At 62.4% G+C, this 22,525-nt stretch carries 21 protein-coding genes and 1 pseudogene; 4 read left to right on the top strand and 18 right to left on the bottom strand.

From position 1 onward, the window contains the following. The first annotated feature begins 91 nt into the window (after positions 1 to 91). Positions 92 to 1,912 (top strand): phosphogluconate dehydratase, encoded by a 1,821-nt coding sequence (edd, locus tag AC5J09_RS15520; protein WP_275596749.1) that lies wholly within the window; start codon positions 92 to 94, stop codon positions 1,910 to 1,912. Positions 1,913 to 2,415: 503 nt separating this feature from the next. Then, positions 2,416 to 3,588 carry an IS481 family transposase gene (locus AC5J09_RS15515; protein ID WP_494297964.1) on the top strand — a complete coding sequence of 391 codons (1,173 nt, stop codon included), beginning with the start codon at positions 2,416 to 2,418 and terminating at the stop codon, positions 3,586 to 3,588. 604 nt (positions 3,589 to 4,192) lie between these two features. Here the strand turns inward: AC5J09_RS15515 and AC5J09_RS15510 are convergent. The 6 genes from AC5J09_RS15510 to AC5J09_RS15485 all read right to left on the bottom strand — a co-directional run bounded on the left by AC5J09_RS15510 (position 4,193) and on the right by AC5J09_RS15485 (position 11,169). Next, complete coding sequence (locus AC5J09_RS15510) at positions 4,193 to 4,603, bottom strand: hypothetical protein (protein WP_275596750.1); 411 nt, start codon at positions 4,601 to 4,603, stop codon at positions 4,193 to 4,195. A gap of 102 nt (positions 4,604 to 4,705) precedes the next feature. After that, positions 4,706 to 5,794 carry an ABC transporter ATP-binding protein gene (locus tag AC5J09_RS15505; RefSeq protein WP_494297963.1) on the bottom strand — a complete coding sequence of 363 codons (1,089 nt, stop codon included), beginning with the start codon at positions 5,792 to 5,794 and terminating at the stop codon, positions 4,706 to 4,708. An 18-nt stretch (positions 5,795 to 5,812) separates the two neighbouring features. Next, positions 5,813 to 7,462 (bottom strand): beta-galactosidase BglA, encoded by a 1,650-nt coding sequence (bglA, locus tag AC5J09_RS15500; RefSeq protein WP_494298912.1) that lies wholly within the window; start codon positions 7,460 to 7,462, stop codon positions 5,813 to 5,815. Between the two features lie 35 nt (positions 7,463 to 7,497). Then, entirely contained in the window at positions 7,498 to 8,640 is a 1,143-nt protein-coding gene (locus AC5J09_RS15495; RefSeq protein WP_275596752.1) for a carbohydrate ABC transporter permease, read from the bottom strand. Between the two features lies 1 nt (position 8,641). Then, on the bottom strand, positions 8,642 to 9,652 hold the full coding sequence (locus AC5J09_RS15490; RefSeq protein ID WP_003529835.1) for a carbohydrate ABC transporter permease: 1,011 nt from the start codon (positions 9,650 to 9,652) through the stop codon (positions 8,642 to 8,644). 149 nt (positions 9,653 to 9,801) lie between these two features. Further along, the gene (locus AC5J09_RS15485) at positions 9,802 to 11,169 is read right to left on the bottom strand and encodes an ABC transporter substrate-binding protein (RefSeq protein ID WP_275602597.1); all 1,368 of its coding nucleotides are present in this window, start codon (positions 11,167 to 11,169) and stop codon (positions 9,802 to 9,804) included. A 317-nt stretch (positions 11,170 to 11,486) separates the two neighbouring features. On the opposite strand from AC5J09_RS15485, the gene AC5J09_RS15480 reads away from it, so the two are divergent. After that, positions 11,487 to 12,518 carry a substrate-binding domain-containing protein gene (locus AC5J09_RS15480; protein ID WP_338278224.1) on the top strand — a complete coding sequence of 344 codons (1,032 nt, stop codon included), beginning with the start codon at positions 11,487 to 11,489 and terminating at the stop codon, positions 12,516 to 12,518. A gap of 93 nt (positions 12,519 to 12,611) precedes the next feature. On the opposite strand, the gene folD is transcribed toward AC5J09_RS15480, so the two are convergent. Beyond that, positions 12,612 to 13,511: a bifunctional methylenetetrahydrofolate dehydrogenase/methenyltetrahydrofolate cyclohydrolase FolD gene (gene folD / locus AC5J09_RS15475; RefSeq protein ID WP_275596753.1), complete on the bottom strand. Its 900-nt coding sequence runs from the start codon at positions 13,509 to 13,511 to the stop codon at positions 12,612 to 12,614. Between the two features lie 318 nt (positions 13,512 to 13,829). On the opposite strand from folD, the gene AC5J09_RS15470 reads away from it, so the two are divergent. Then, positions 13,830 to 14,819, top strand: coding sequence for a glycosyltransferase family 2 protein (locus AC5J09_RS15470; RefSeq protein WP_494298911.1), 990 nt, complete (start codon positions 13,830 to 13,832; stop codon positions 14,817 to 14,819). 35 nt (positions 14,820 to 14,854) lie between these two features. Here AC5J09_RS15470 and AC5J09_RS15465 read toward each other — a convergent pair whose 3' ends face one another. The 11 genes and pseudogenes from AC5J09_RS15465 to AC5J09_RS15415 form a co-directional block, all read right to left on the bottom strand. Next, entirely contained in the window at positions 14,855 to 15,421 is a 567-nt protein-coding gene (locus AC5J09_RS15465) for a hypothetical protein (protein ID WP_411932657.1), read from the bottom strand. Beyond that, a complete protein-coding gene (locus tag AC5J09_RS15460) occupies positions 15,421 to 15,789 on the bottom strand; it encodes a hypothetical protein (RefSeq protein ID WP_003529850.1) in 369 nt (122 codons plus the stop codon). Before AC5J09_RS15460 ends, AC5J09_RS15465 begins: the two co-directional genes overlap by 1 nt. Positions 15,790 to 15,914: 125 nt before the next feature. Continuing rightward, entirely contained in the window at positions 15,915 to 16,469 is a 555-nt protein-coding gene (locus AC5J09_RS15455) for a rod-binding protein (protein WP_018094248.1), read from the bottom strand. Positions 16,470 to 16,570: 101 nt separating this feature from the next. Beyond that, positions 16,571 to 16,979: pseudogene (locus AC5J09_RS15450) on the bottom strand (hypothetical protein). 4 nt (positions 16,980 to 16,983) lie between these two features. Beyond that, positions 16,984 to 17,736: a flagellar biosynthetic protein FliR gene (gene fliR, locus AC5J09_RS15445; protein WP_411923353.1), complete on the bottom strand. Its 753-nt coding sequence runs from the start codon at positions 17,734 to 17,736 to the stop codon at positions 16,984 to 16,986. Continuing rightward, entirely contained in the window at positions 17,733 to 19,820 is a 2,088-nt protein-coding gene (gene flhA, locus AC5J09_RS15440) for a flagellar biosynthesis protein FlhA (RefSeq protein ID WP_100669557.1), read from the bottom strand. Before flhA ends, fliR begins: the two co-directional genes overlap by 4 nt. Before the next feature lie 149 nt (positions 19,821 to 19,969). Further along, positions 19,970 to 20,236, bottom strand: a complete 267-nt coding sequence (fliQ, locus tag AC5J09_RS15435) for a flagellar biosynthesis protein FliQ (RefSeq protein WP_018094245.1) — start codon at positions 20,234 to 20,236, stop codon at positions 19,970 to 19,972. Positions 20,237 to 20,242: 6 nt separating this feature from the next. Beyond that, the gene (flgD, locus tag AC5J09_RS15430; protein WP_003529859.1) at positions 20,243 to 20,659 is read right to left on the bottom strand and encodes a flagellar hook assembly protein FlgD; all 417 of its coding nucleotides are present in this window, start codon (positions 20,657 to 20,659) and stop codon (positions 20,243 to 20,245) included. Continuing rightward, a complete protein-coding gene (gene flbT, locus AC5J09_RS15425) occupies positions 20,650 to 21,099 on the bottom strand; it encodes a flagellar biosynthesis repressor FlbT (protein WP_003529861.1) in 450 nt (149 codons plus the stop codon). The genes flgD and flbT overlap by 10 nt, the downstream gene beginning before the upstream one ends. Further along, the gene (gene flaF, locus AC5J09_RS15420) at positions 21,096 to 21,443 is read right to left on the bottom strand and encodes a flagellar biosynthesis regulator FlaF (protein WP_003529863.1); all 348 of its coding nucleotides are present in this window, start codon (positions 21,441 to 21,443) and stop codon (positions 21,096 to 21,098) included. The genes flbT and flaF overlap by 4 nt, the downstream gene beginning before the upstream one ends. 37 nt (positions 21,444 to 21,480) lie before the next feature. Next, a complete protein-coding gene (locus tag AC5J09_RS15415; protein ID WP_494297962.1) occupies positions 21,481 to 22,524 on the bottom strand; it encodes a flagellar hook-associated family protein in 1,044 nt (347 codons plus the stop codon). Between the last annotated feature and the right edge of the window lies 1 nt (position 22,525).

The raw sequence follows: 22,525 nt of genomic DNA, 5'->3' as shown, positions 1-22,525 counted from the left end.
AAAGCGCCGCAACGCTCCCCGCACGCTGTGGCGCTCGAAGCCGATGATCGATGAAGAAAGGAGTCGTAAGACTCCGGAAGAGGATGTGTCCATGTCCGCCGATTCCCGCATAGCCGCCATTACCGCCCGCATCGTCGAACGCTCGAAGCCGTACCGCGAGCCCTACCTCGATCGCGTCCGCAGCGCTGCGACGAACGGACCGCACCGGACCGTTCTCGGCTGCGGCAATCTTGCGCACGGATTTGCGGTCTGTTCCCCCGCCGAGAAGGTGGCGCTTGCGGGCGACCGCGTCCCCAACCTCGGCATCATCACCTCTTACAACGACATGCTTTCGGCGCATCAGCCGTTCGAAACCTATCCGGCACTGATCCGGGAGGCCGCGCACGAGGCGGGCGGCGTCGCTCAGGTCGCCGGCGGCGTTCCGGCAATGTGCGACGGCGTCACCCAAGGGCAGCCCGGCATGGAGCTGTCGCTCTTCTCGCGCGATGTCATCGCCATGGCGGCCGGCATCGGCCTGTCGCACAACATGTTCGACGCGGCCGTCTATCTCGGCGTCTGCGACAAGATCGTGCCCGGGCTCGCGATCGCGGCGCTCACCTTCGGCCATCTGCCCGCGGTCTTCATCCCCGCCGGACCGATGACCACGGGCCTGCCGAACGACGAGAAGGCCAGGGTTCGGCAACTCTTCGCCGAAGGCAAGGTCGGCCGCGACGAGCTCCTGGAGGCGGAGTCCAAATCCTATCACGGCCCCGGCACCTGCACCTTCTACGGCACCGCCAACTCCAACCAGATGCTGATGGAGATCATGGGCTTCCATCTGCCCGGCGCCTCCTTCATCAATCCCGGCACGCCGCTTCGCGACGCGCTGACCAGGGAAGCAACGAAGCGGGCGCTTGCGATCACCGCGCTCGGCAACGAATTCACGCCCGCCGGCGAGATGATTGACGAGCGGTCGATCGTCAACGGCGTCGTCGGCCTGCATGCGACCGGCGGCTCGACGAACCACACGATGCATCTCGTCGCGATGGCCCGCGCCGCGGGGATCGTGCTTACCTGGCAGGACATTTCGGAGCTTTCCGATCTCGTGCCGCTGCTCGCGCGCGTCTATCCGAACGGGCTGGCCGACGTGAACCATTTCCACGCCGCAGGCGGCATGGGCTTCCTGATCGCCCAGCTCCTCAGGAAAGGCTTGCTGCACGACGACGTCCGTACCGTCTACGGGCAGGGGCTCAGCGCCTATGCGATCGACGTGAAGCTCGGCGAAAACGGCAGCGTCAAGCGCGAGCCTGCGCCGGAGACGAGCGCCGACCCGAAGGTGCTCGCGACCGTCGAGCGCCCGTTCCAGCACACCGGCGGCCTCAAGATGCTGAGCGGAAATATCGGCAAGGCGGTCATCAAGATCTCCGCCGTCAAGCCGGAGAGCCACGTCATCGAAGCTCCGGCCAAGATCTTCAACGATCAGGCGGAACTGAACGCCGCCTTCAAGGCGGGAAGGCTCGAAGGCGATTTCGTAGCCGTCGTGCGCTTCCAGGGGCCGAAAGCCAACGGCATGCCGGAACTGCATAAGCTGACGACGGTGCTCGGCATCCTGCAGGATCGGGGCCAGAAAGTCGCGATCCTTACAGACGGGCGCATGTCAGGCGCCTCCGGGAAGGTTCCGGCAGCGATCCATGTGACCCCGGAAGCGAAGGAAGGCGGCCCGATCGCACGCATCCAGGAGGGCGACATCGTCCGCATCGACGCGATCAACGGCAAGGTCGAGGTGCTCGTCGAGGACATCGCGCTGAAAACGCGCGTGCCGGCGCATATCGACCTCTCCGACAACGAATTCGGAATGGGCCGCGAGCTCTTCGCTCCGTTCAGGCAGATCGCCGGCGCGGCCGACCGCGGCGGAAGCGTGCTGTTTCATTAGGGCCCGTTGCGATTTATTTCGAGTTTATGACGGCTTCTGCGAGATCGATAATGGCGTTGAAGCTCTGGTTGGTTTTGTCGGCTCGTATGGCGATGCGCGTCTCATAAGACGCGCGGCGCTGTAGGAAACGTTTTGGAGGACTGCGACGTCTCCTCCCCTCATCCCTGTGCTCGTCACAGGGATCCAGCAGCGCCGCGTCTGCGGCGCGGAAGAGCCTTTCCAGCCCAAGGACTTGGTCTGGCTGGATTCCTGTGACAAGCACAGGAATGAGGGACCGGGATGAGCGGTTGCTACATCGAAGCGAAGCGGGACATACACCGGCGTGACTCGCGACCTTCCGCGCCTCGCTATCTTCACGGTTTATGAAGCGCGGCGAGGGGCCGCATTCTCTCGACCCTCATCCCTGTGCTCGTTGTATAGCCCGGACACATGACTGACAGGTGTTCGGGGAGATGGCTGACACGTTCATACTGGCATGGATCGGCTTCGCGAGGAGGTTGTCCATGCCGTGGAAAGAGGTGTCGGTTATGGGAGAGAGGCAGGAATTTGTGCGGCTGGCGCTTGCGGAGGGTGCGAACCGCCGGGAGCTGTGCCGGCGGTTCGGGATCAGTGCCGATGTGGGCTATAAATGGCTGGCGCGGTGGCAGGCAGGTGACCGGGAGCTGGCTGATCGCTCGCGCCGCCCGCATGTGAGCCCGTTGCAGTCGAGCGCGGCGGTGGAGACAGAGGTGCTTGCGGTGCGCGATGCGCATCCGGCGTGGGGCGCACGCAAGATCGCGAGCGTTCTGAAAGACCGGGGGCAGCATGCGCCGGCGCCTTCGACGGTTCATGCTATCCTGAAGCGCCATGAGCGGATCATGCCGCCGGTCGGTGGCGCGCCGGCGACCCAGCGTTTCGAGAAGGAGGCGCCGAACCAGCTCTGGCAGATGGATTTCAAGGGCTGGGTTCGGCTCGGCGATGGCACGCCCTGCCATCCGCTGACGATGGTGGACGACCATTCCCGCTTCGTGCCTTGCCTGGCGGCCTGCGCCAACCAGCAGGGAGTGACCGTGCGCGGCCATCTGGAGCGGACATTCCGGCGCTACGGCCTGCCGGACGCCCTTTTCGTCGATAATGGCGCGCCCTGGGGCGAGGCCTCGGGCGAGCGTTGGACAAGACTTGGCGTGTGGCTGTTGAAGCTCGGCGTCGGCCTCCTGCATAGCCGGCCCTATCATCCGCAGAGCCGCGGCAAGAATGAGCGCTTCCATCGCACGCTCAAGGCCGAAATATTCGATTTCGCCCGATTTTCCGATCTGGCTGCCGTCCAGCGCGCCTTCGATGCCTGGCGCGAACTCTATAATTTCGAGCGGCCCCATGCCGCGCTCGATCTCGACGTGCCGGCCCGTCGCTATCGTCCCAGTTCGCGCCCCATGCCCGAGCACCTCCCAGAGGTGATCTACGATGAAGGCGAGGTCGTCCGCACCGTCCCCAGCACCAAGGCCTATGTCAGCTTCAAAGGCCGCAAGTGGAAAGTCCCAAAGGCCTTCTGCGGCGAACGCATCGCCATTCGCCCGCTCGACACGGACGGGCGATACGGCATCTTCTTCGCTGCCCTCCGCATCGCAGCCATCGACTTGACAACCAAGCAATCCGTCAGTGATCTATCCGAACAGGTGTCAGCTATCTCCCCGGGCTAAACACTCGTCACAGGGATCCAGCAGCGCCGCGTCTGCGGCGCGGGAAGCGTTCTTTCAGCCCAAGGACTTGGTCTGGCTGGATTCCTGTGACAAGCACAGGAATGAGGGACCGGGGATGTGCGGCCACTACATCGAAGCGAAGCGGGACATACACCGGCGTGACTCGCGACCTTCCGCGCCTCGCTATCTTCACGGCTTATGAAACGCGCCGAGGGACCGCACCCTCTCGACCCTCATCCCTGTGCTCGTCACAGGGATCCAGCAGCGCCGCGTCTGCGGCGCGGGAAGCGTTCTTTCAGCCCAAGGACTTGGTCTGGCTGGATTCCTGTGACAAGCACAGGAATGAGGGACCGGGATGTACGGCTCCTACAACATTCGCTTGCGAATATGCGACGGGATGGTCAATCTGTGACGCAATGAAACGCGCCGGGGGCGGTGGCTACTCTGAACTGTCTGCGCCGGCGACAGCGCTCCTTGCATTCGCGATCTACGCAGTTGGCCTGATGTTTGCGCGACGCGAGTGGTTTTTGCAGCCGAGTAACCTGCCGAGACCATCCGCGCAGCGGTTCCCCCGGTCCCTTGCGACCGGAGGGCCGCGTCATTCTCAGCGATAGATGTCGAGCGTGCGGTTCCGGTGGTTCGGATGGGTGCTGTAGACGAAGATCCGGTTGAGGTCCCGCTCGCTCAGGAGCCGCAGGAACCGCGCCTCGATGATGTTGTTGGCATGCACCCGCCTCAGGAGGCAGCCGATCAGGGGGATGCGGGCGCTCGGTATGTCGAGATAGAAATTCTGCGGCAGCTGGAACTGGGTCAGAATGCCGATCAGGGCGCTGCTCCTGGAGAGCTTGATGATCTCGCAGCGGCGCGACGAGAGATTCTGCATACCCTTTTCGGTGAATTCGATCCGCGCCTCGTTCCGCGTGTCCTCCATCGGGAAATTCGCCTCCCGATCGTACATGAATGACTCTTCCTTGTTGAGAAAGTGCCGGTTGATCACGGGGGCTGCACTGCTCATCGAACTCGCCTTTTCGCATTTCACTGCGACGACGCTAACCCATGAAATTTAACAGAGGGTTCAGGGCTGCAGGCCGAAAATGCCCCCGGCCCTGCAGCCGAACTACGCCCGATAACTCTGTCCCTTTGTGTCGAAGAGATGCAGCTTCGCCTTGTCGGCCGTGAACCGCACCTTGTCGCCGCGGCCGACGCGGGCGATCCCCGGCATCTTGGCGATGATCGGCTCGTTTTCGACCAGTCCTTCGATGTAAAGCAAGGTCACCTCGCCCAGCGCCTCGACGATCGAGACCGTGCCCTCGAAAAGGAAATCGTCGGTCTCGGTCACCTGCAGGTCTTCCGGGCGCACGCCGAAGCTTGCCGTCTTGCCGTTTTCGGAGGCATTCGTCGGAATGTCGAGCGTCACCGATTTTCCGCCCGCGAGCGTGACGGCGGTCTGTTGGCCGGTCCCGGTGATCGTCGCCGGGATGACGTTCATGGCCGGGGAGCCGATGAAGCGCGCAACGAAGAGATTTGCCGGCCGCTCGTAGAGTTCGAGGGGCGCCCCGACCTGCTCGATGTGACCGGCGGAGAGAACCACGATCCGGTCGGCCAGCGTCATCGCCTCCACCTGGTCATGGGTGACGTAGATCATGGTGGTGTCCGATAGCCGCTCGCTGAGCTTGGCGATCTCGATGCGGGTCGCCACCCGCAGCGCGGCGTCGAGGTTTGAGAGCGGCTCGTCGAAAAGGAAGACCTTGGGATTGCGGCAGATCGCCCGGCCGATCGCCACGCGCTGCCGCTGGCCGCCGGAAAGCGCCTTCGGAAGCCGGTCGAGATATGGGGTGAGCTGAAGCATGTCCGCGGCTCCACGCACACGGCGGTCGATCTCCTCCTTCGATTCCCTGGCGATCCGCATGCCGAAGGCCATGTTGTCGTAAACGGTCATATGCGGATAGAGCGCATAGGACTGGAACACCATGGCGATGCCGCGCTTGGAAGGCGGCACGTCGTTGACCCGCTCGCCGTCGATGAACATGTCGCCGCCGGTTATTTCCTCGAGCCCGGCGATCATGCGCAGAAGCGTGGACTTCCCGCATCCGGACGGTCCGACGAAGACGACGAACTCGCCTTCCTTGATGTCGAGATCGATGCCGTGAATTACGTCGACGGCCCCGTAGGACTTGCGGATATCTTTCAGCAGCAGGCCTGTCATGGCACCCTCCCTCGGTTCTCAGGCCAGGCGCGCGAAAAACGCGCCCCAGGCCGGCAGCTTGACCTCGTGATCCAGTATCCCCGTGACGAAGCCGTGGCCCTCGAGCGGCTCCAGCCGCTTCATCGGCAGTTCCTTCGTCGCAGCTTCGTCGCTCATGTTGAACAGGCAAAAGATTCTCTCATTGCCATGGCTGCGCAGGAAGCCGAGCAAGGAGCCCCTGGTCTCGACGAATTCGATCTCGCCCTTGGCCAAGGCCGGATGCGCCTTTCTGAAGGCGAGAAAGCGGCGGTAGTGATGCAGCACCGAGGCCGGGTCGCCCTCCTGCACGGCAACCGCCCGCGGAATGTGGCTCTCGGAAATCGGCAGCCACGGCCTCGCGCTGCTGAAGCCGCCATCGGGCAGGCTCTCCCATACCATCGGCGTGCGGCAGCCGTCCCGGCCCTTGAAGTCGGGCCAGAACTGAATGCCATAGGGATCCCGGAGATCCTCATAGGCGAGCTCCGCCTCGGCGAGCGCAAGTTCCTCGCCCTGATAGATGCAGACGGTACCGCGCAGCGACATCAACAGGCTGGCGAGCAACTTCGCATGCGCGTGATGATCGGTACCGCCATCGGCCCAGCGGCTGACGTGGCGGACCACATCATGGTTCGAGAAGGCCCAGCAGGCCCAGCCTTCGGGGGCGGCCCTCTGGAAGTCGCGCAGAACCTCGGCCACGCGCTGCGGCGTCAGCCGATCGGGCGCCAAAAACTCGAAGGCGTAGCACATGTGCACCTTGTCGCCGCCCGAGGTGTATTCGCCTGCGATTTCGAGGCCGCGCTGGCTGTCGCCGACCTCGCCGACGGCGGCGATCGCCGGGAACTCGTCCATCACCGCACGGAAGCGCTTCAGGAACTCCAGGTTCTCCGGCCGGTTCTTGTCGTAGATATGCTCCTGATAGTTATAGGGATTGACCGCCGGCGCAGTCGAGGCGTTCCGGCGCTCCGGAACGAGCGCGGGGTTGTCGCGCAGTTCGCGGTCATGGAAATAGAAGTTGATGGTGTCGAGCCGGAAACCGTCGACGCCGCGCTCCAGCCAGAAGCGCTCGACTGCAAGCAGGGCCTCCTGAACCTCGGCGTTATGCAGATTGAGGTCGGGCTGCGAGGTGAGAAAGTTGTGCAGATAATATTGCAGGCGGGTCGGATCCCACTGCCAGGCGGAACCGCCGAAAATCGACAGCCAATTGTTGGGCGGTGTGCCGTCCGGCTTCGAATCCGCCCAGACATACCAGTCCGCTTTCGCATTGCTGCGGCTGGAGCGGCTTTCGACGAACCAGGGATGCTGGTCGGAGGTATGCGACAGCACGAGGTCGATCATCACCCGGAGGCCGAGCCGGTGGGCCTCGGCGATCAGCGCATCGAAGTCTTCGAGCGCCCCGAAGATAGGATCGACATCGACATAGTTCGAGACGTCGTAACCGAAGTCCCGCATCGGCGACGTGAAGAAGGGCGAAACCCAGATCGCGTCCGCGCCGAGCCCCGCAATGTGGGGCAGACGGGCGGTGATCCCCTGCAGATCGCCGATGCCGTCGCCATTGGTGTCCTGAAAGGAGCGCGGATAGATCTGATAGATCACCGCGCCGCGCCACCAATCCCTGTCGGGCTCGAGGATTGAGCTCGTCGTTTCGTTCATTGTCATGCTGTTCAGGATTCCTTGTCTGAAGTCGATCAGCCGCCCTTGACCGACCCAGCCAGCAGGCCGCGCACCAGGTAGCGTTGCAGGGCGAAGAAGACGATCAGCGGAACGACGATAGTGATGAAGGCGGAGGCGGTGAGAATTTCCCAATTGCCGCCGCGCGAACCGAGGAGATTGACCAGACGCCCGGTCAGCACCAGCTTGTCGTCCCCCGCGCCGAGGAAGACGATGGCGACGAGAAGGTCGTTCCAGGTCCAGAGAAACTGGAAGATGGCAAAGGAGGCGAGCGCCGGAAACGACAGGGGCAGAATGATCTTGACGAAGATATCGAAATCGCTGGCGCCGTCGACGCGCGCCGATTCCATGATCTCGCGCGGCAGGCCGGCCATGTAGTTGCGCAGGAGATAGATGGCGAGCGGCAGGCCGAAGCCGGTATGGGCGAGCCAGATGCCCATATAGGTCTTGGCGGACACGCCGAAGAAGGCGCCGACGCCGTTATAAAGCTGCAGGAGCGGAATGAGCGACATCTGCAGCGGCACGACGAGAAGACCGACGACGACGGCGAGCAGGATCGCGCGGCCGGGAAAGGGCATCCAGGCGAGCGCGTAGGCGGCGAAGGCCGCGATCAGAATGGGAATGACGGTTGACGGTACGGCGACGGTCAGCGAATTCAGGAAGGATCTGCCGATGCCCGCAGCACTCAGGACCTCGGCATAATTGTCGAGCGTGAAGCGCGGTGGCGTGGTGGCCGTAAAGAAGATCCGCTGGCCGCGCGAGCCCTCCATCCGCTGATCCGAAACGATCTCGAAACTGCCGTCTGCCTGCACCGTCAGCTTTTCGCCGTCGTTGAGCTCGGCCGTTTCGCCGGGTTTGAATTTGGTGGGTTCGCGGCTGGAAAATCCGAAGGCGGAAACCTCTCCCCGGCTCTCCAGCAGGTTCCCGGAAATCACGAACTTGCCGTCGCGCTCGACCTGGTTCTCGGCCGAGGGCGCGCGGGCGACGGCATTGCGCGACGAACTGGAAAGGGCCGTCCACCAGCCGGAAACGGCGAGCTGGTCCTTGTCGCGCAAGGAGGAAATCAAAAGGCCGGCCGTCGGCAGGGTCCAGAGCAGGACCAGAAGCAGGACGGAAAGATGCACGGCCCAGGTGAGTGGAGAACGCCTCGACGGATTCATTTCAGTGCCCCCCGGATTCCCTGGTCGCGTTGCGGATGTTCCAGATCATGATCGGGACGACCAGGATCATGATGACCACCGCGATTGCCGCGCCCCGGCCGAAGTCGCCGCCGCCGCGGAACATCCAGTCGAACATGAGGTTGGCAAGCACCTGGCTCTGCCATTGCCCGTTCGTCATCGCGAGCACGATATCGAAAACCTTGAGGACCAGGATGGTGATGGTCGTCCACACGACGGCGATCGTGCCCCAGATCTGCGGCACCATGATCTTGAAGAAGATCTGCCAGCCATTGGCGCCGTCGATGACGGCCGCCTCGATCGTCTCCTCCGGAATGCCGCGCAGCGCAGCCGAAAGGATGACCATGGCAAAGCCGGTCTGGATCCAGATGAGGATGACCATCAGGAAGAAGTTGTTCCAGAAGGGCAGCGTGATCCAGGCCTGCGGCTCGCCGCCAAGCGCGACGACGATGGCGTTCAGGAGACCGATCTGTTCGGAGCCTGCGGCACGGTAATCATAGATGAATTTCCAGATGACGGCTGCGCCGACGAAGGAAATCGCCATCGGCATGAAGATCAGCGTCTTGGCGATATTGCCCCACCAGATGCGGTCGGTCAGTGCCGCAATGATCAGGCCGAAGAAGGTCGAAAGCGCCGGCACGACGAGAAGCCAGAGGAAATTGTTGAAGATCGACTGGCGGAATTCGCCGTCATTGATCATCCAGGAATAGTTGCTCAGGCCGACGAAGTTCTGGCCTCCCCGCCCATGAAGGCTCAGCCAGACCGATTGGACGACGGGGTAGACGAGGTAGAGCGTCAGCGCCAGCAGTGCCGGGGCGAGAAACAGCCAGGGACGAATGCTGTTGGCGATACGCAGGTTGCGCGAGGCGACGGCACCGAACTTGCCCTTGGATGGGAAGATCCAGTCGAGAACGAGATTCGTGCTCCAGAAATAGGCTGCGCAAACCAGAACGCCGGCCACCATCGTCAGAATGGCAGCAATCAACTGCTCCATGACACATTCCTCCCCTCTCACGCCTTCGCGGGCGTCTGCAGGCGCTTTGCATAACGGCCGCTGCCGTTGTTATCAGGCGGCCCTCCAGCCGGAGGACCGCCGAATGAGGAACAGGCAGACGATGCCCCCACCGTCCGGCTGACCGGATTTTACTTGATGGAGTCCCATGCCTTCTGTACGCCGGCCGCGACGTCGGCCGAGGACTTGCCTCCGACGAAATCGACCATGCCGGTCCAGAAGGCGCCGGCCCCGATCTTGCCGGGCATCAGGTCGGAGCCGTCGAAGCGGAACGTCGTGGCGTTCAGCAGGATTTCACCCTGTTTCTTCAGCGGCGGATTTCCGTAGACGTCGACATTGACGCTCTTGTAAGGCGTGAGGAAGCTCGTCTGCGCCATCCAGACCTCGTGCGCGATCGGGGTCTTCAGGAACTCGATGAAGGCGCGTGCCGCCGGCGTGTCCTTGGTGATCATCGCAAGGGTGCCTGCGCCGAGCACCGGATTGCCGAGCTCCTTTTTGCTTTCATAGGGCGGCATGTAGAAGAAGTCGGCATCCTCTCCGACAACCTTGCCTTCCGGGAAGAAAGACGGAATGAACGAGGCCTGATGGTGCAGGTAGCACTTCGGCGGAGAACTGAAGAGCCCTTTCGGGCTGTCCCGGAAGTCGGTCGACGCCACCGCCGCTGCACCGCCGTCGACGAAGGCGTCATTGCGCGCGAACCAGCCGAACTCCTCCAACGCACCCGTGACCGACGCATCCGTGAACGGTATCTCGTTCTTCACCCATTTGTCGTAGGTCTCGGCGGGCTGGGTCCGCAGCATCAGGTCCTCGACCCAGTCGGTCGCCGGCCAGCCCGTCGCGCCGCCCGAACCGAGACCTATGCACCACGGCTTTTCGCCGTCTTCCGCGATCTTCTCCGTCAGCGCTTTCAGTTCTTCCATGGTCTTCGGGACTTCGTAGCCGGCATCCTCGAAGTTCTCCGGCACGTACCAGACCAGAGACTTGACGTCGATCTTGTACGGGAAGGCGTAAAGCGCCGGCGTTCCGTCCTTGCCGTTATAGGTGGAGAGGTCGACCCAGGACTGGCCTGCAGCATAGTTGTCGAGAAGCCATTGCTTGGTTTCGTCGCCGAGCGGCGTCAGAAGGCCCTTGGCGGCCAGATCGGCGATGAGACCCGGCTGCGGCAGGATTGCGACATCGGGCGGGCTTCCCGCCTGCGTATCGATGACGATCTGCTGCTCGTAGTTTTCCGAGGAGGAATATTTGAGCTCCACGCCGGTCGCCTCGACGAAATAGGCATAGACGCTCTTGAACAGAGCCTCGTCCTCGCCGCGCCAGGGGCCAAAGATCGTGAGCGTCTGACCCTTGAGGTCGTGACCTTTCTTGAACTCCTCCAGGCTCGCCCAGTTGAACCTGGAATCCTCTCCCGGCTTGAACTTCAGGTCGGCGGCGCCCGCAGTCCCTGCAAGCCCTGCAAGCAATGCGAATGCAGCCACGCCGATCAGCAACGATCTCTTCACCTCTTGTCCTCCCCAAAAAGAAGCCCGGGCGGACGCCTCGGGCGAATGTCAAAGCGCGAATTAATGGCTCCGTCTAGGAGGAGCATTCAAAGCGCTTTGAGCTCGCTAACACTCCATCGCTGCAGAGAAAGAGTCAAGAGCTTTCCTTCTCGTCCGGAATTGTGCGGGATTTTTGCTCTGCGGCAACGTTTTGCGGCGCAAGATGCTGGTTTTTCGCTTTTTTGAACCCGATCCCGATGATACAGGACATGAGAGGTGCTTGCCGAAGCAAGAAAAATGAAAAAGATATTCAAAGCGCTTTGGAAGGGATTCTCGCCATGCCGGTCAATCTCAAGCAATTGGCGGAACTGCTCGGTCTGTCCCAGACCACGGTCAGCCGGGCGCTGAACGGCTATCCGGAGGTCAATGCGGAAACGCGGGCGCGGGTGCTGGAGGCGGTGCGCGAAACGGGTTACAGGCCCAACCGCGCCGCACAGCGCCTCGCGACCGGAAAAGCCTATTCGATCGGGCTCGTCATGCCGATCGCATCGGGAATCGATTCGGACATCCATTTCGGTGAATTCCTGGCGGGGCTGGCGGAGGAAGCGGTCGAGCACGATTTCCACTTCGTGCTGAACCCCAGTGCGCCCGAAGACGAGGAGGCGACATTCCGCCGGCTTGCGGCGAGCGGCAATGTCGACGCTGTCTTCACCGCCTATATGCGCGCAAACGATCCCCGCATCGAGATGCTGAAGGCTCTTTCCATTCCCTTCGTGGTGCATGGCCGCTCCATCGGCGGTCCCCGGGACTATCCGTTCCTCGACGTGGACAATACCGGCGCCTTCTACGACGCCGCCAGGCTTCTCATCCAACTCGGCCACAGCCGCATCGCCCTGATCAACGGGCCGGAACACCTCACCTTCTCCATCCGCCGGAAGAAGGGGCTGGTGCGCGCGCTTGCGGAAAAGGGCCTCAACCTCGACGATGCGCTCGTCCATCACTCTGCGATGACCGACGAGCATGGCTATCGGAGCATGCAGCGTTTCCTCAAACGGCCGAACCCGCCGACCGCCGTCCTTTGTTCCAGTACCGTGCTGGCGCTCGGCGCGGTGCGCGCGATCAACCAGGCCGGACTCACTATCGGCACCGACATCTCGCTCATCGCCCATGACGACGTCCTGCCGATGCTGAAGCCCGAGAACTTCAGCATACCACTGACGACGACGCGCTCCTCGCTTCGCGCAGCCGGTGCACGCATCGCCAAACGGCTGATCGGCGGCATACTCAATCAGGCAGACTATCCCGAGCAGGAGCTTTGGCGCGCCGAACTGATCGTGCGCGCCTCGACGGGGCCTGCACCGGACAGGTAGAGCCGCGATCGTTACGCAAGCCGCTTCCCCCTCCCCAACCCCTCACCACAGGTGGAAGGGGTTGGGGATGGACTGTCTAGTCCCAAGCGGCAGTCAGAATTTCGGAGGCTTGCGGCCGGCCATGCGGCAGGCGGCGATGATCGTGTTCGCCATCAGCATCGCGATCGTCATCGGCCCGACGCCTCCCGGGACCGGCGTGATTACGCCTGCGACCTTCGCACACTCCTCGAAGGCGACATCGCCGACGAGCTTCGTCCTGCCCTCGCCGCGTTCGGGCGCCGGGACGCGGTTGATGCCGACGTCGACCACCATGGCACCGGGCTTCACCCAGTCCGCCTTGACCATCTCGGGGCGCCCGACCGCGGCCACCAGGATGTCCGCCTTGCGGCAAACGGCCGCGAGATCCTTGGTGCGCGAATGCGCCGTCGTGACCGTTGCGTTGGCCGCAAGAAGCAGGGCGGACATGGGCTTGCCGAAGAGGTTGGAGCGGCCGATGACGACGGCGTCGAGACCGGAAAGATCATCGCCGTAAGTCCGGCGCACGAAGACCATGGCGCCGGCCGGCGTGCAGGAGACGAGCCCGCCTTCGAGATCGCCGGTCGCCAGCTTGCCGGCATTGACGACATGCAGTCCGTCTACGTCCTTTTCCGGAAGGATCGACTGGATGATCGGTTCCGAGCGGAGGTGTTTCGGCAAAGGCAACTGCACGAGAATGCCGTGGATGGACGGATCCGCATTGAGCTCGGCGACCAGCGCCGCGAGTTCCTCCTGCGACGTCTCCTCCGGGAGCGTATGCTGAACCGACAGGAAGCCGCATTCCTTCGCCATCCTGCTCTTCGCCGACACGTAAGTGTGGCTCGCGGGATCGTCCCCGACGATGACGACCGCGAGACCCGCGCGCACGCCGGTTTCCCTTTCCAGTGCGCTCGTGGCGGATTTCACGGTTTCGATGACCGAAGCAGCAACGTCCTTGCCATCAATCACAGTCGTCACGGCGTATCTCCCGATTAGTCCCGAACGCGGCACACTCTAGATCAAGCCGCATCCGGCGATTGCCTGCATGCGCCCTATGCTGTTCCAAACGCATAATTGCAAGTGCCCTGCGCGTATGGAAGCGCCATCCGCTTCGGTGCGGCAATTTCCTTGCACGATGAGAGACAGCCCCGGATCCTGGGTGGCGCATCCACGATTCCGGCTTTTGCATTGCCGAGACCGGGCGTAAAATCCTCATTCGAAAGGCCGTTTTGGATTCAACCTCTGTTTAGGAAGATTTGCTGTACTCATTGCATCGAATCGGCGCGGGCTTTGACGATGACGTCGGACGGCCAGGACAGTTTCATTCATTTTCAGACGAAGCTGGAAGACGCGTCGGATATCGAGCTCGTCGTGATCGTGCCGACGTTCCGGCGTCCGGATCATCTCGTCAAGACGCTGAAGACCATCGTCTCACAAAGGCCCGATGTCCCCCTCGCGACCATTGTCGTCGAAAACGACGCGGACGGATTTGCCGGCGCGCGGTCGGCCAAAGACTTCCTAAGCGGCCATTCTTTCGATTCCGCCGTCGTCGTGGCACGCCGCCGCGGATATGCCCATGCCTGCAATGCCGGATTGACAGCCGCTCTCGAACTCTTTCCGAGCCTCGGCTTCGCGGCTCTCATCTATGATGACGAGATAGCCGCTCCCGAATGGCTCGATGGCCTGATGGCGGTGCAGGAAGCCCATGATGCGGACATCGTCGGTGGTCCGCAGCTTCCCGTCCTGGGGCATCCTCAGGAGCAGACGTGGAAGCGGCACCCCGTCTTCGCACCTCCCTACCACGGGAGCGGGCCCGTACCCGTCCTCTACTCCGCAGGCAACGTCCTGATCACGCGACGGGTGCTCGACGGCATGCCGCAGCCGTTCCTGGATCCGGCGCTCAATATCGTCGGCATCGGCGACGCGGATTTCTTCGACCGGTGCAGGGCAAAAGGCTTCTCGTTCGCCTGGGCTGCGGAGGCCTGGGTGGCGGAGTCGGTTCCGGCGCATCACACGACGGCTTCCTGGACGCGTGCCCGCAGTCTCGAGAAAGGTGCGATCTCGACGCTGATGGAACACCAGCGCGATGCGACCTTCTCCGGGCGATTGAAAGCCCTCTGCAAGTCCCTATGGCTGCTCGCCTCATCGCTGCCGGTAGGCCTCAGGCTCTGGAGAGAGACCGGCCTTGCCGCGGCCAGCCTCTATCCCCTCCACGTTGCGATCGGCCGGCTGACCGCCCGGATCGACGCGGCCGATACGCGGGACGGCAATCGCGACAGGGACTGACGCTGTCGCCGGCAAGGCGCGCTGCCCTATCGGCGTCAGTGCGCGCTGGTCGCCTGCACCGCGTTCTCCGGAAGCCGGTCGGAGGCCGCCTGGCCGTTCCTGTCGAGGATCGGCACAGGCTTCTGATAAGGGCGGTTCTGGCTGTTGGCGACGCGTTCCACGTCGTCTTTGGTCAGATATTCAAGCTGCTCGACCAGAACTTCCGAAATGACCTCGCTCCCGAGCTTCCTGTTGAGGCCATCCTTGACCGCAACCTTGAACCCGGGCAGATCGAACGTAGCGGTATCGGCGACATCGATGAATTTCGAGCCCACCAGCATGTCGTAGAGCTCGTCGGTGACGAGCTGGCGCAGAGGCGCATGCAGCTTGGCGATACCTTCCCGCGATGCCGAGAAGGAGAGCTTCGCAAGGAAATAACCCTGCACCGCGCCGTCCTTGATGGACGGGATCGTTATCATCTCACCGGGGACATATTCCTGCGACGCGCGCCGGTCCGCCTCCGCATCCGAAACCACCGGCGCCGAGGCGTGCTGCATCGAAAAATAAACCGACCCGAGCGTCACGGCGCAGACCCAGACCCCGGTGAGAACAAGCTTCAACATCAGAAATCGCTGTAGCGGAATTGTGCTTCGGTATAGATGCCGTCCGCATCCGCGTCCTGGGCGGCGGTCTTGAGGAGGTCGACGACGGAGCGGACCGCTTCCAGATGCGCCGCCACCTTCTGCGCATTGACCTGCAGCTTGCTCCTGAGATGGCGCGTCTGCGCGGCGAAGGCCGGCGAGATCTCACCGGGTCCGGCGTCGCGATGAAGCATGGTCAACTCGTAGAGGCACCGGCTCTTGTGGGCGTTCGAGGTCTTGAGGTCGAATTCTGGGTCCGCACCGATACGGCTGTTCTCATTGTCGATGATCATCTCCAGTCGGCCGAGAACATTTTGGATCCGCAGGTCGTTGGATGCCACAGCTTCCATAATCAACTCCCATATGCACTATCGCAGGGCGCGGGCGGAACGATGCCCAGGCATTCTTTTCGCCCGCTTGTTTCCATTGGTATGAATGTATTTCGCCAGGCCGCTTCGCGGTCCGGGCGACGGCATCAGGCCTGCTTCTTCTTTTCGTCGTTGGGCAGGAAGGACGAGAGCGCCTTGCGCTCATATTCCTGGACCATGCCAGCGGCGAGGTTCCGGCTGTCGCCGTCGAGCGAGGCGTTCACCCGATCGGTCGCACCGTCGCCTACCATCTGATCGGCGATGCCGATCCCGCCGCCCTTGGCGAGCACATCGCCGATCTGCTCGGCCATCATGCTCTTCCAGATGTCGCCGGAGGTGCCCTTGCCGAAGACGTTCTCGCTTTCGCTCGGAAGCATGGATTTCACGAAATTCTGCAGGACCATCGCCTCGAATTTCCGATAGGTCTCCGGGATCTTCTTCGCTTCGGCGCGATTGCTGATGTCTCCAAGCCCGCTCGATCCTTCGGAAGAATTAAGCACCGAAGAAACGTGCGCCGCGAAGCCATCGCCGTTTTCTGCGAGGCTGGTCGCCTGGAAAGCGGCGCGATTCGCCTTGAGCCGCGCCTGCGCCTCCTGGACCTCAGCCGGATCGGCCGCGCGGACGACGTCCATCACCAGATCGCTGGGCGGAGAAATAGCCATGTCAGATCCTCTCAAAGCCGAAGCCGGCATTTCGTTTGCCGGACAACGCGATGTTCGTGAAGCGGAAAGCCACCCTTGCTGGCTCTCCGGTTGAAGCATTATCACCCGTCAACCTTACCGGAGGCTGGCGCCGCCCGAGACGTGCTGGTCGATCAGGTCGAGGATCGAATTGTCGGCGGCCTCGCGGTCCTCCGACAGCCGGGCGTCCTTCATGTGTTCCTCGAGCCGGTCGCCCTTGGCGCGTTCCTTCATCATGCGGGCTTCATGCACCTGCTGGATGCCGAGCAGCATCTGGTCCTTCTGCACGAGGCGTCCGAGTTGGGAGGCATAGTGACCGGAAAACACGCGATGCATCGGATGGGCCGACCCCATGGCGTCGACCACGACGTCGATCGTTCCGGCAAGTTCGGTCCGCTGCCGGGCGGTCTCGGCCACTTCGCTTTCGGCCATCCGCTCCAGATGCCGCTGGACGGCGACCAGGCGTTTCAGCTTTTCCGACCGCGCCTTCATCGAGCTAGCCACCCTGCATGACGGGCGCGAAGCCGTCGGCGAACAGACGCAGCATCGCGGCGATGCCGAGATAGAGAAGGAACAGGCCGCCCATGATGAGGTAGGGCTGGGAAATGAAGTAGACCGGGATCTGCGGCGCCAGCTTGTTGACCATGCCGATCGCCACGTTGAACAGCAGGCCGTAGATCACGAAGGGGCTGGCGAGCCGGAGCATGATCATGAAGGTCTGACCGAGCGAATTGGTGAGCGTGATCAGCGTGCCCTGCGGATCGAAGCCGGCGCCGATCGGCATCACCCGGTAGGACTGCGCGATCGCCTCGAAAATCACATGGTGGAAATCCAGCATGAAGAGAATCATCAGCCCGGCAAAACCGATCATGCTGGTGAGCTGGTTTTCCGCCGTATCCTCCAGCACATCCGCCGTCGGCGGCGGGCTGAACCCCATCAGCATGGTCATTGCGGTGCCGGCAAACTGCAGCCCGAGCACATAGTAGCGCGCGACGAGCCCGATCACGGCGCCGATGGCGGTCTCGGTCGCGACGAGATAGAGATAATTGTGACCTTTGCCCGTCACCTGCGGATAGATATCCGTCCACATGATCGGCAGGATGGCCATGGAGAGCGCCACCGCGATGAACAGCCTGATCTGCATGGGGACGCGCGCCGTCGAGAAGCCCGGCATGATCATGACGCAGCCTCCGATCCGGCAGAAGGCCGCAAACAGCGCCAGGACCGTGCCCTCGGGGTCAGTGATCATGAAATCGAGCCGATGATCTTGATCTCGAGTCCCTTGGCGAGCTCGACATGCGAGAGCACGGGCAATGTGGCGAAGAGGCGTTCGATGATCATGCGCACATAAGACCGGGATTCGGGCGAACTTACCAGTACGAAGGGCATGCCGCGATCGAGATGTTCACGGATTACCTTCGTCGCCTGCTCGCTGAATTCCTCGAGATGGCGCGGATCGATATCGAACTCGACGATCTCACCCTTGGCGTCGCGCTTCAGCGCCTGGTGGAAGACCATGTCCCACTTGTTGCCGAGCCTCAGCACGCGCAGCACGCCGTTGTCGGCGAGGTCGCCGCAGAGCTGCTGCGACATGCGCACCCGCACGTGTTCGACGATCTGCTCGGTCTTGCGCACGTGCGGGGCCAGCTCCGCCACGGCTTCGAGAATCAGATGCAGATTGCGGATCGAGACGCGTTCGGCAAGCAGCAGTTTCAACACCGCCTGCAGACCGGAATAGGACATGTGCGAGGTACAGATCTCGTCCGCGAGCTTGCGGTATTCCGGGTCGAGCCGTTCGATCAGCACCTTCACGTCCTTGTAGGAGAGAAGCTGCGGCAGGTTGTTGCGGATCACTTCGCTCAAATGCGTCAGCACCACCGACACGTTGTCGATCGGGTGGAAGCCCTCGCGCTTCAGGTCTTCCGTGAACGTCTCGAGGATCGACACCGCCGGCATGCCGAAAGCCGGTTCCCGGATGTCGTCGCCGGGCACGCTCGGCCGCCGCCCGCCGCCGGTAACCACCAGCACTTCGCCCACGCGGACCGTGTTGGAAGCGATCGTGGTGCCGTGGATGCGGACATGATAGGCCTTGTCGGGAATGGTGATGTCGTCGGAGACCTTGATCTCCGGAACGACGAGGCCGTATTGGAGGGCGAACTTCCGGCGCATCTTGCCGACGCGGAAGGCAAGCTCCTGATGCGCGCCCAGCAGCCTGGTGGAGACCTGCTTGCCGAGCAGCAGCTCGATCTCCGCGGTCTTCAGCACCGATTTGACCGAATCCTTGTCGCTTTCCTTGCTCTGCTGCGCCTTCGCCGCCTCCTCGTCCCGTTTTGCCGCCTTCTCGGCCTCGATCTGCTTCGGAATGAACCAGCTGAGGAAAGCCATGCCGCCGCCAAGCGCCGCAAAGGGAAGGAAAGGCAGGCCGGGCGTGACGGAGAGCAGGACGATCAGCCCGGAGGCGACCATCAGCGCCCGGGGATAACCGCTGAGCTGGCCGACGACCGCCTGGTCGGTGGAACCGGCGGTGCCGCCGCGCGAGACGAGCAGGCCGGCGGCGAGCGAAACGATCAGTGCCGGGATCTGGGAGACGAGACCGTCGCCGACGGAAAGCTTGACGAACACGTCGGCCGCTTCGCCGATCTCCATGTCGTGGCGCAGGTAGCCGATGATGATGCCGCCGAAGACGTTGATCGCGGTGATAATCAGGCCGGCGATCGCATCGCCGCGCACGAATTTGGATGCACCGTCCATGGCGCCGAAGAAGGAGCTCTCCTCCTCCAGCTCGCGGCGGCGGCGCTGCGCTTCCTTCTCGTCGATCAGGCCGGCTGAGAGGTCGGCATCGATCGACATCTGCTTGCCGGGGATCGCATCGAGGGTGAAGCGGGCGCCGACTTCGGCGATACGCGTGGCACCCTTGGTGATGACGATGAAGTTCACCGTGATCAGGATGAGGAAGACGATGAGACCGATCACGAAGTCCCCGGACATGACGAGGCTGGCGAAACCGGAGATGACCCCGCCGGCGGCGCCATGGCCCTCATGCCCATGGGAAAGGATGACGCGCGTGGTGGCGATGTTCAGCGCCAGGCGGATCATGGTCGAGATCAGCAGAATCGTCGGGAAAGACGAGAAATCGAGCGGCCGCTGGATCCAGAGCGCGACCATCAGGATCAGCACCGAGAACGAAATGGAGAAGGCAAGCCCGAGATCGATCAGGAAGGGGGGAATGGGCAGGAACAGGATCGACAGGATCATCACGATCCCGAGCGCAAAGCCGATGTCCCGGCTCTTGGGTGCAAGTTTCGGGATGGTCAGCGTCGCCTGTTGTGCCATGTCTCTTCCGTCTCTTCATGAGAGGCGGGCAGCGATCGTAAGATCTGCCCAAGGGTATGGCAGAGTCCTAGAGGGCCAAGCTTGCGCGAAGGTGGTATCCGGGGGAGATGCCCGGCAGGGCAGAGCGGGATATTTCGCCGCTCCCCGAGCTAAAATCCGCTCTGTATTCGCGAGAACACGATATCTGTGAAGATCGAAATCTGCGCGCCGACGAAGGGCGCCGAGATGGCGGCGGTGACCATCACCGCCAGGATCTTCGGCACGAATGTCAGCGTCATCTCCTGAACCTGGGTCAGGGCCTGGAGGAAGGCGATGCCGACCCCGACCACCATTGCGGCGAGAACGGCAGGGCCCGAGGCCACGATCACTGTCCAGATCGCCGCCTGTACGATGTCGAGGGCATCTGCCTCATTCATGGGAACTCACTTCATTATGACGCCCGGACCGATAACGAGCTCCTTGCCCGTATCGAGCACCGCGATGATTCCATCGGAGTATAGTTTCACCTCCTTGACGACGCCAGTGGTCTTGCCGTCCGCGCTGGTGACCGTCCTGCCGATCACGGCGTCCGCCTCGCTGAGCGCGGTGCGCTGCAGCAGGCTTTCGAGGTTCTTGTTGGTCTTGATCGTCTGCTCCACCTGCGAGAAGGTCGCAAGCTGCGCGATCTGCTGCGTCGCGTCCATCGGCTGCGTCGGATCCTGGTTCTTCATCTGCGCCACAAGCAGCTTGAGGAAGCTCTCGTAGTTGAGCGTCGCCGCGCTGGCGTCGCCCGCCGAATCCGTGGCCGAAACCGTTGGCGTGTAGCTGTTGGACGTGTTGTTGACGCCGCTCACCGCCATGGCGCAATCTCCTTGCGTATCTGTTCCACCGTCGCAGGCGTCAGTTCCTGCGCGTTGAGGATCTGGTCCTCGATCGGATAAAGCCCCCGGATCGCCTTCAGCGCCTCGAAGGCCCGACCCTGCGTGACCAGCCCGTCGATTCGCTTCAGCTCGGCCAGCACCTCGTCGTGCTTGAAGCAGTTGAGCAGCATGACGATCGACTTGCGGAACATCGCGGTCGACTGGTCCGCGCCTTCCGGATTGATCAGGATCATCTGGGCGATGAAATAGAGCTGCCGCAGCGGTGTCGTCGCGTCTTCGGGCTGCAGGACGTGGTTTTCCAGCAGGAAGGTCACGTCGTTCAGGAATTCGATCGCGACCTTGCGGTCGACGCGCAGCACTGCGCCGTTTACAAAGATCCTTTCGCCCGATTTCAGCGAAATACGCAGTGTGCTCTTCATTTCAGTCCATCCCTGATGATGGTGGTTATGTCGATAATGCCCTGGAAATTGGAAGACTCGCGTTTGCGGATCTTCTCCGTCTCGTTCAGAATCCAGATTCCGATCGAAATCAGGTTGGCGCGCAGCTCTTCGTTGAGCTGATTGTCCGGCGCGCGCAGATCTTCGATGAAACGTATCCAGAGACGCCGGGTGAAGTAGACCGCTTCGATCGCCTCCCGGGTGTATCCGTCCTTTTCCTTCGCCGCCTGCAAGAGCGCGATGGAACGATCGAGAACCTGCTTCTCCCGATCCTTGGAAACGGCTACGCCTTCCTCCATGATCTCGGCGTATGCAAACTGATACATTCAGACATCCCTCATGCTTGTCCGCATCCTCTAGTCATTAGAGGAAGTCTATCAAACTCAACCGCTGGATCCGCGCCGTCAGTGTGTAGGAGGTCTCTACCTGCGTCAGCAGCGTGTTCATCCGTGTCGAAGCCTCGTAGGTGTCGACGCCTTCGAGATCGGTAATATGTGTGTTGATCAGCTTGATCTGGGCCTGGAGGGAGGTATTCGCCTTTTTCACGCGCGCTTCGGAGATACCGAGAGTGCTGCGCTCCGCCGTGACCTGCGTATTGGCCTGCTCGACATAGCCGAGCGCGGTCTCACCGATATAGGCCCGGACTTCGGAGCTGACATTTTCGTCCATCAGTTCCAGGGCGATCACGCTGGCGAGCGCGAATTTCCGGAAGCCTTCCGTCGTCGCACTCGTGGAGCTCTGCACCACTTCCGTCGTGCTGATGCGGCTCGTCATGTTCTGGCTCGAGGCCTTGGACCAATCCGTGGCCCATTGCGCATCGCTTGCATAAAGCGGCTCGAGCGTGTTGGTGATGAAGTCCTCCATCTCGGCCTTCGTGAAATCGCTCATGGAGGCAATGCCGTTCGCCGACATGTACGTGGCGAGCGCGGTGTCGAAGGTCGACTTCGCCGCAGCGCCATAATCCTCGAAGGGCCTCACGTCGGTGTTGATGCCGGCAAAGAGAAATTCGCCGTTGAAGGACAGGTTCGCCGCCGAAGAGAAGGCCGACATGGCGCTCTGTATTTCGGTCTTCTGGATCGCGAGCTGATCGACGGCATCATTGCCCTTGAAGGTGACGAGGGTGTTGCGCACCTGCTGCGCCGCTTCGGCCATCGTGGCGAGAGCGGATTGCGAAGCGGCAAGCCGCTGGGTGACGACGGAATTGGTATCGACGAGCGTATCGAGTCGCGCCAGCTCGCGCTGCAGGCTCACCGACCGCGCCGCCGAGGAACCGAGCGCCAGGCCCACATCCGCATGGCGCCCGGTCGTCACCTCGGTCTGCAGCTTCAGAAGTTCCGCCTGCCCCTGTTGGATGGTCAGCCGCATGGCGTTCTGAACGGCCAGGTTCGAAACGAAGGACGTCTTCATG

Source organism: Sinorhizobium sp. (assembly GCF_059070375.1).
The sequence above is the reverse complement of the archived record's forward strand: the minus strand, read 5'-3'. Positions and strand labels throughout refer to the sequence as shown.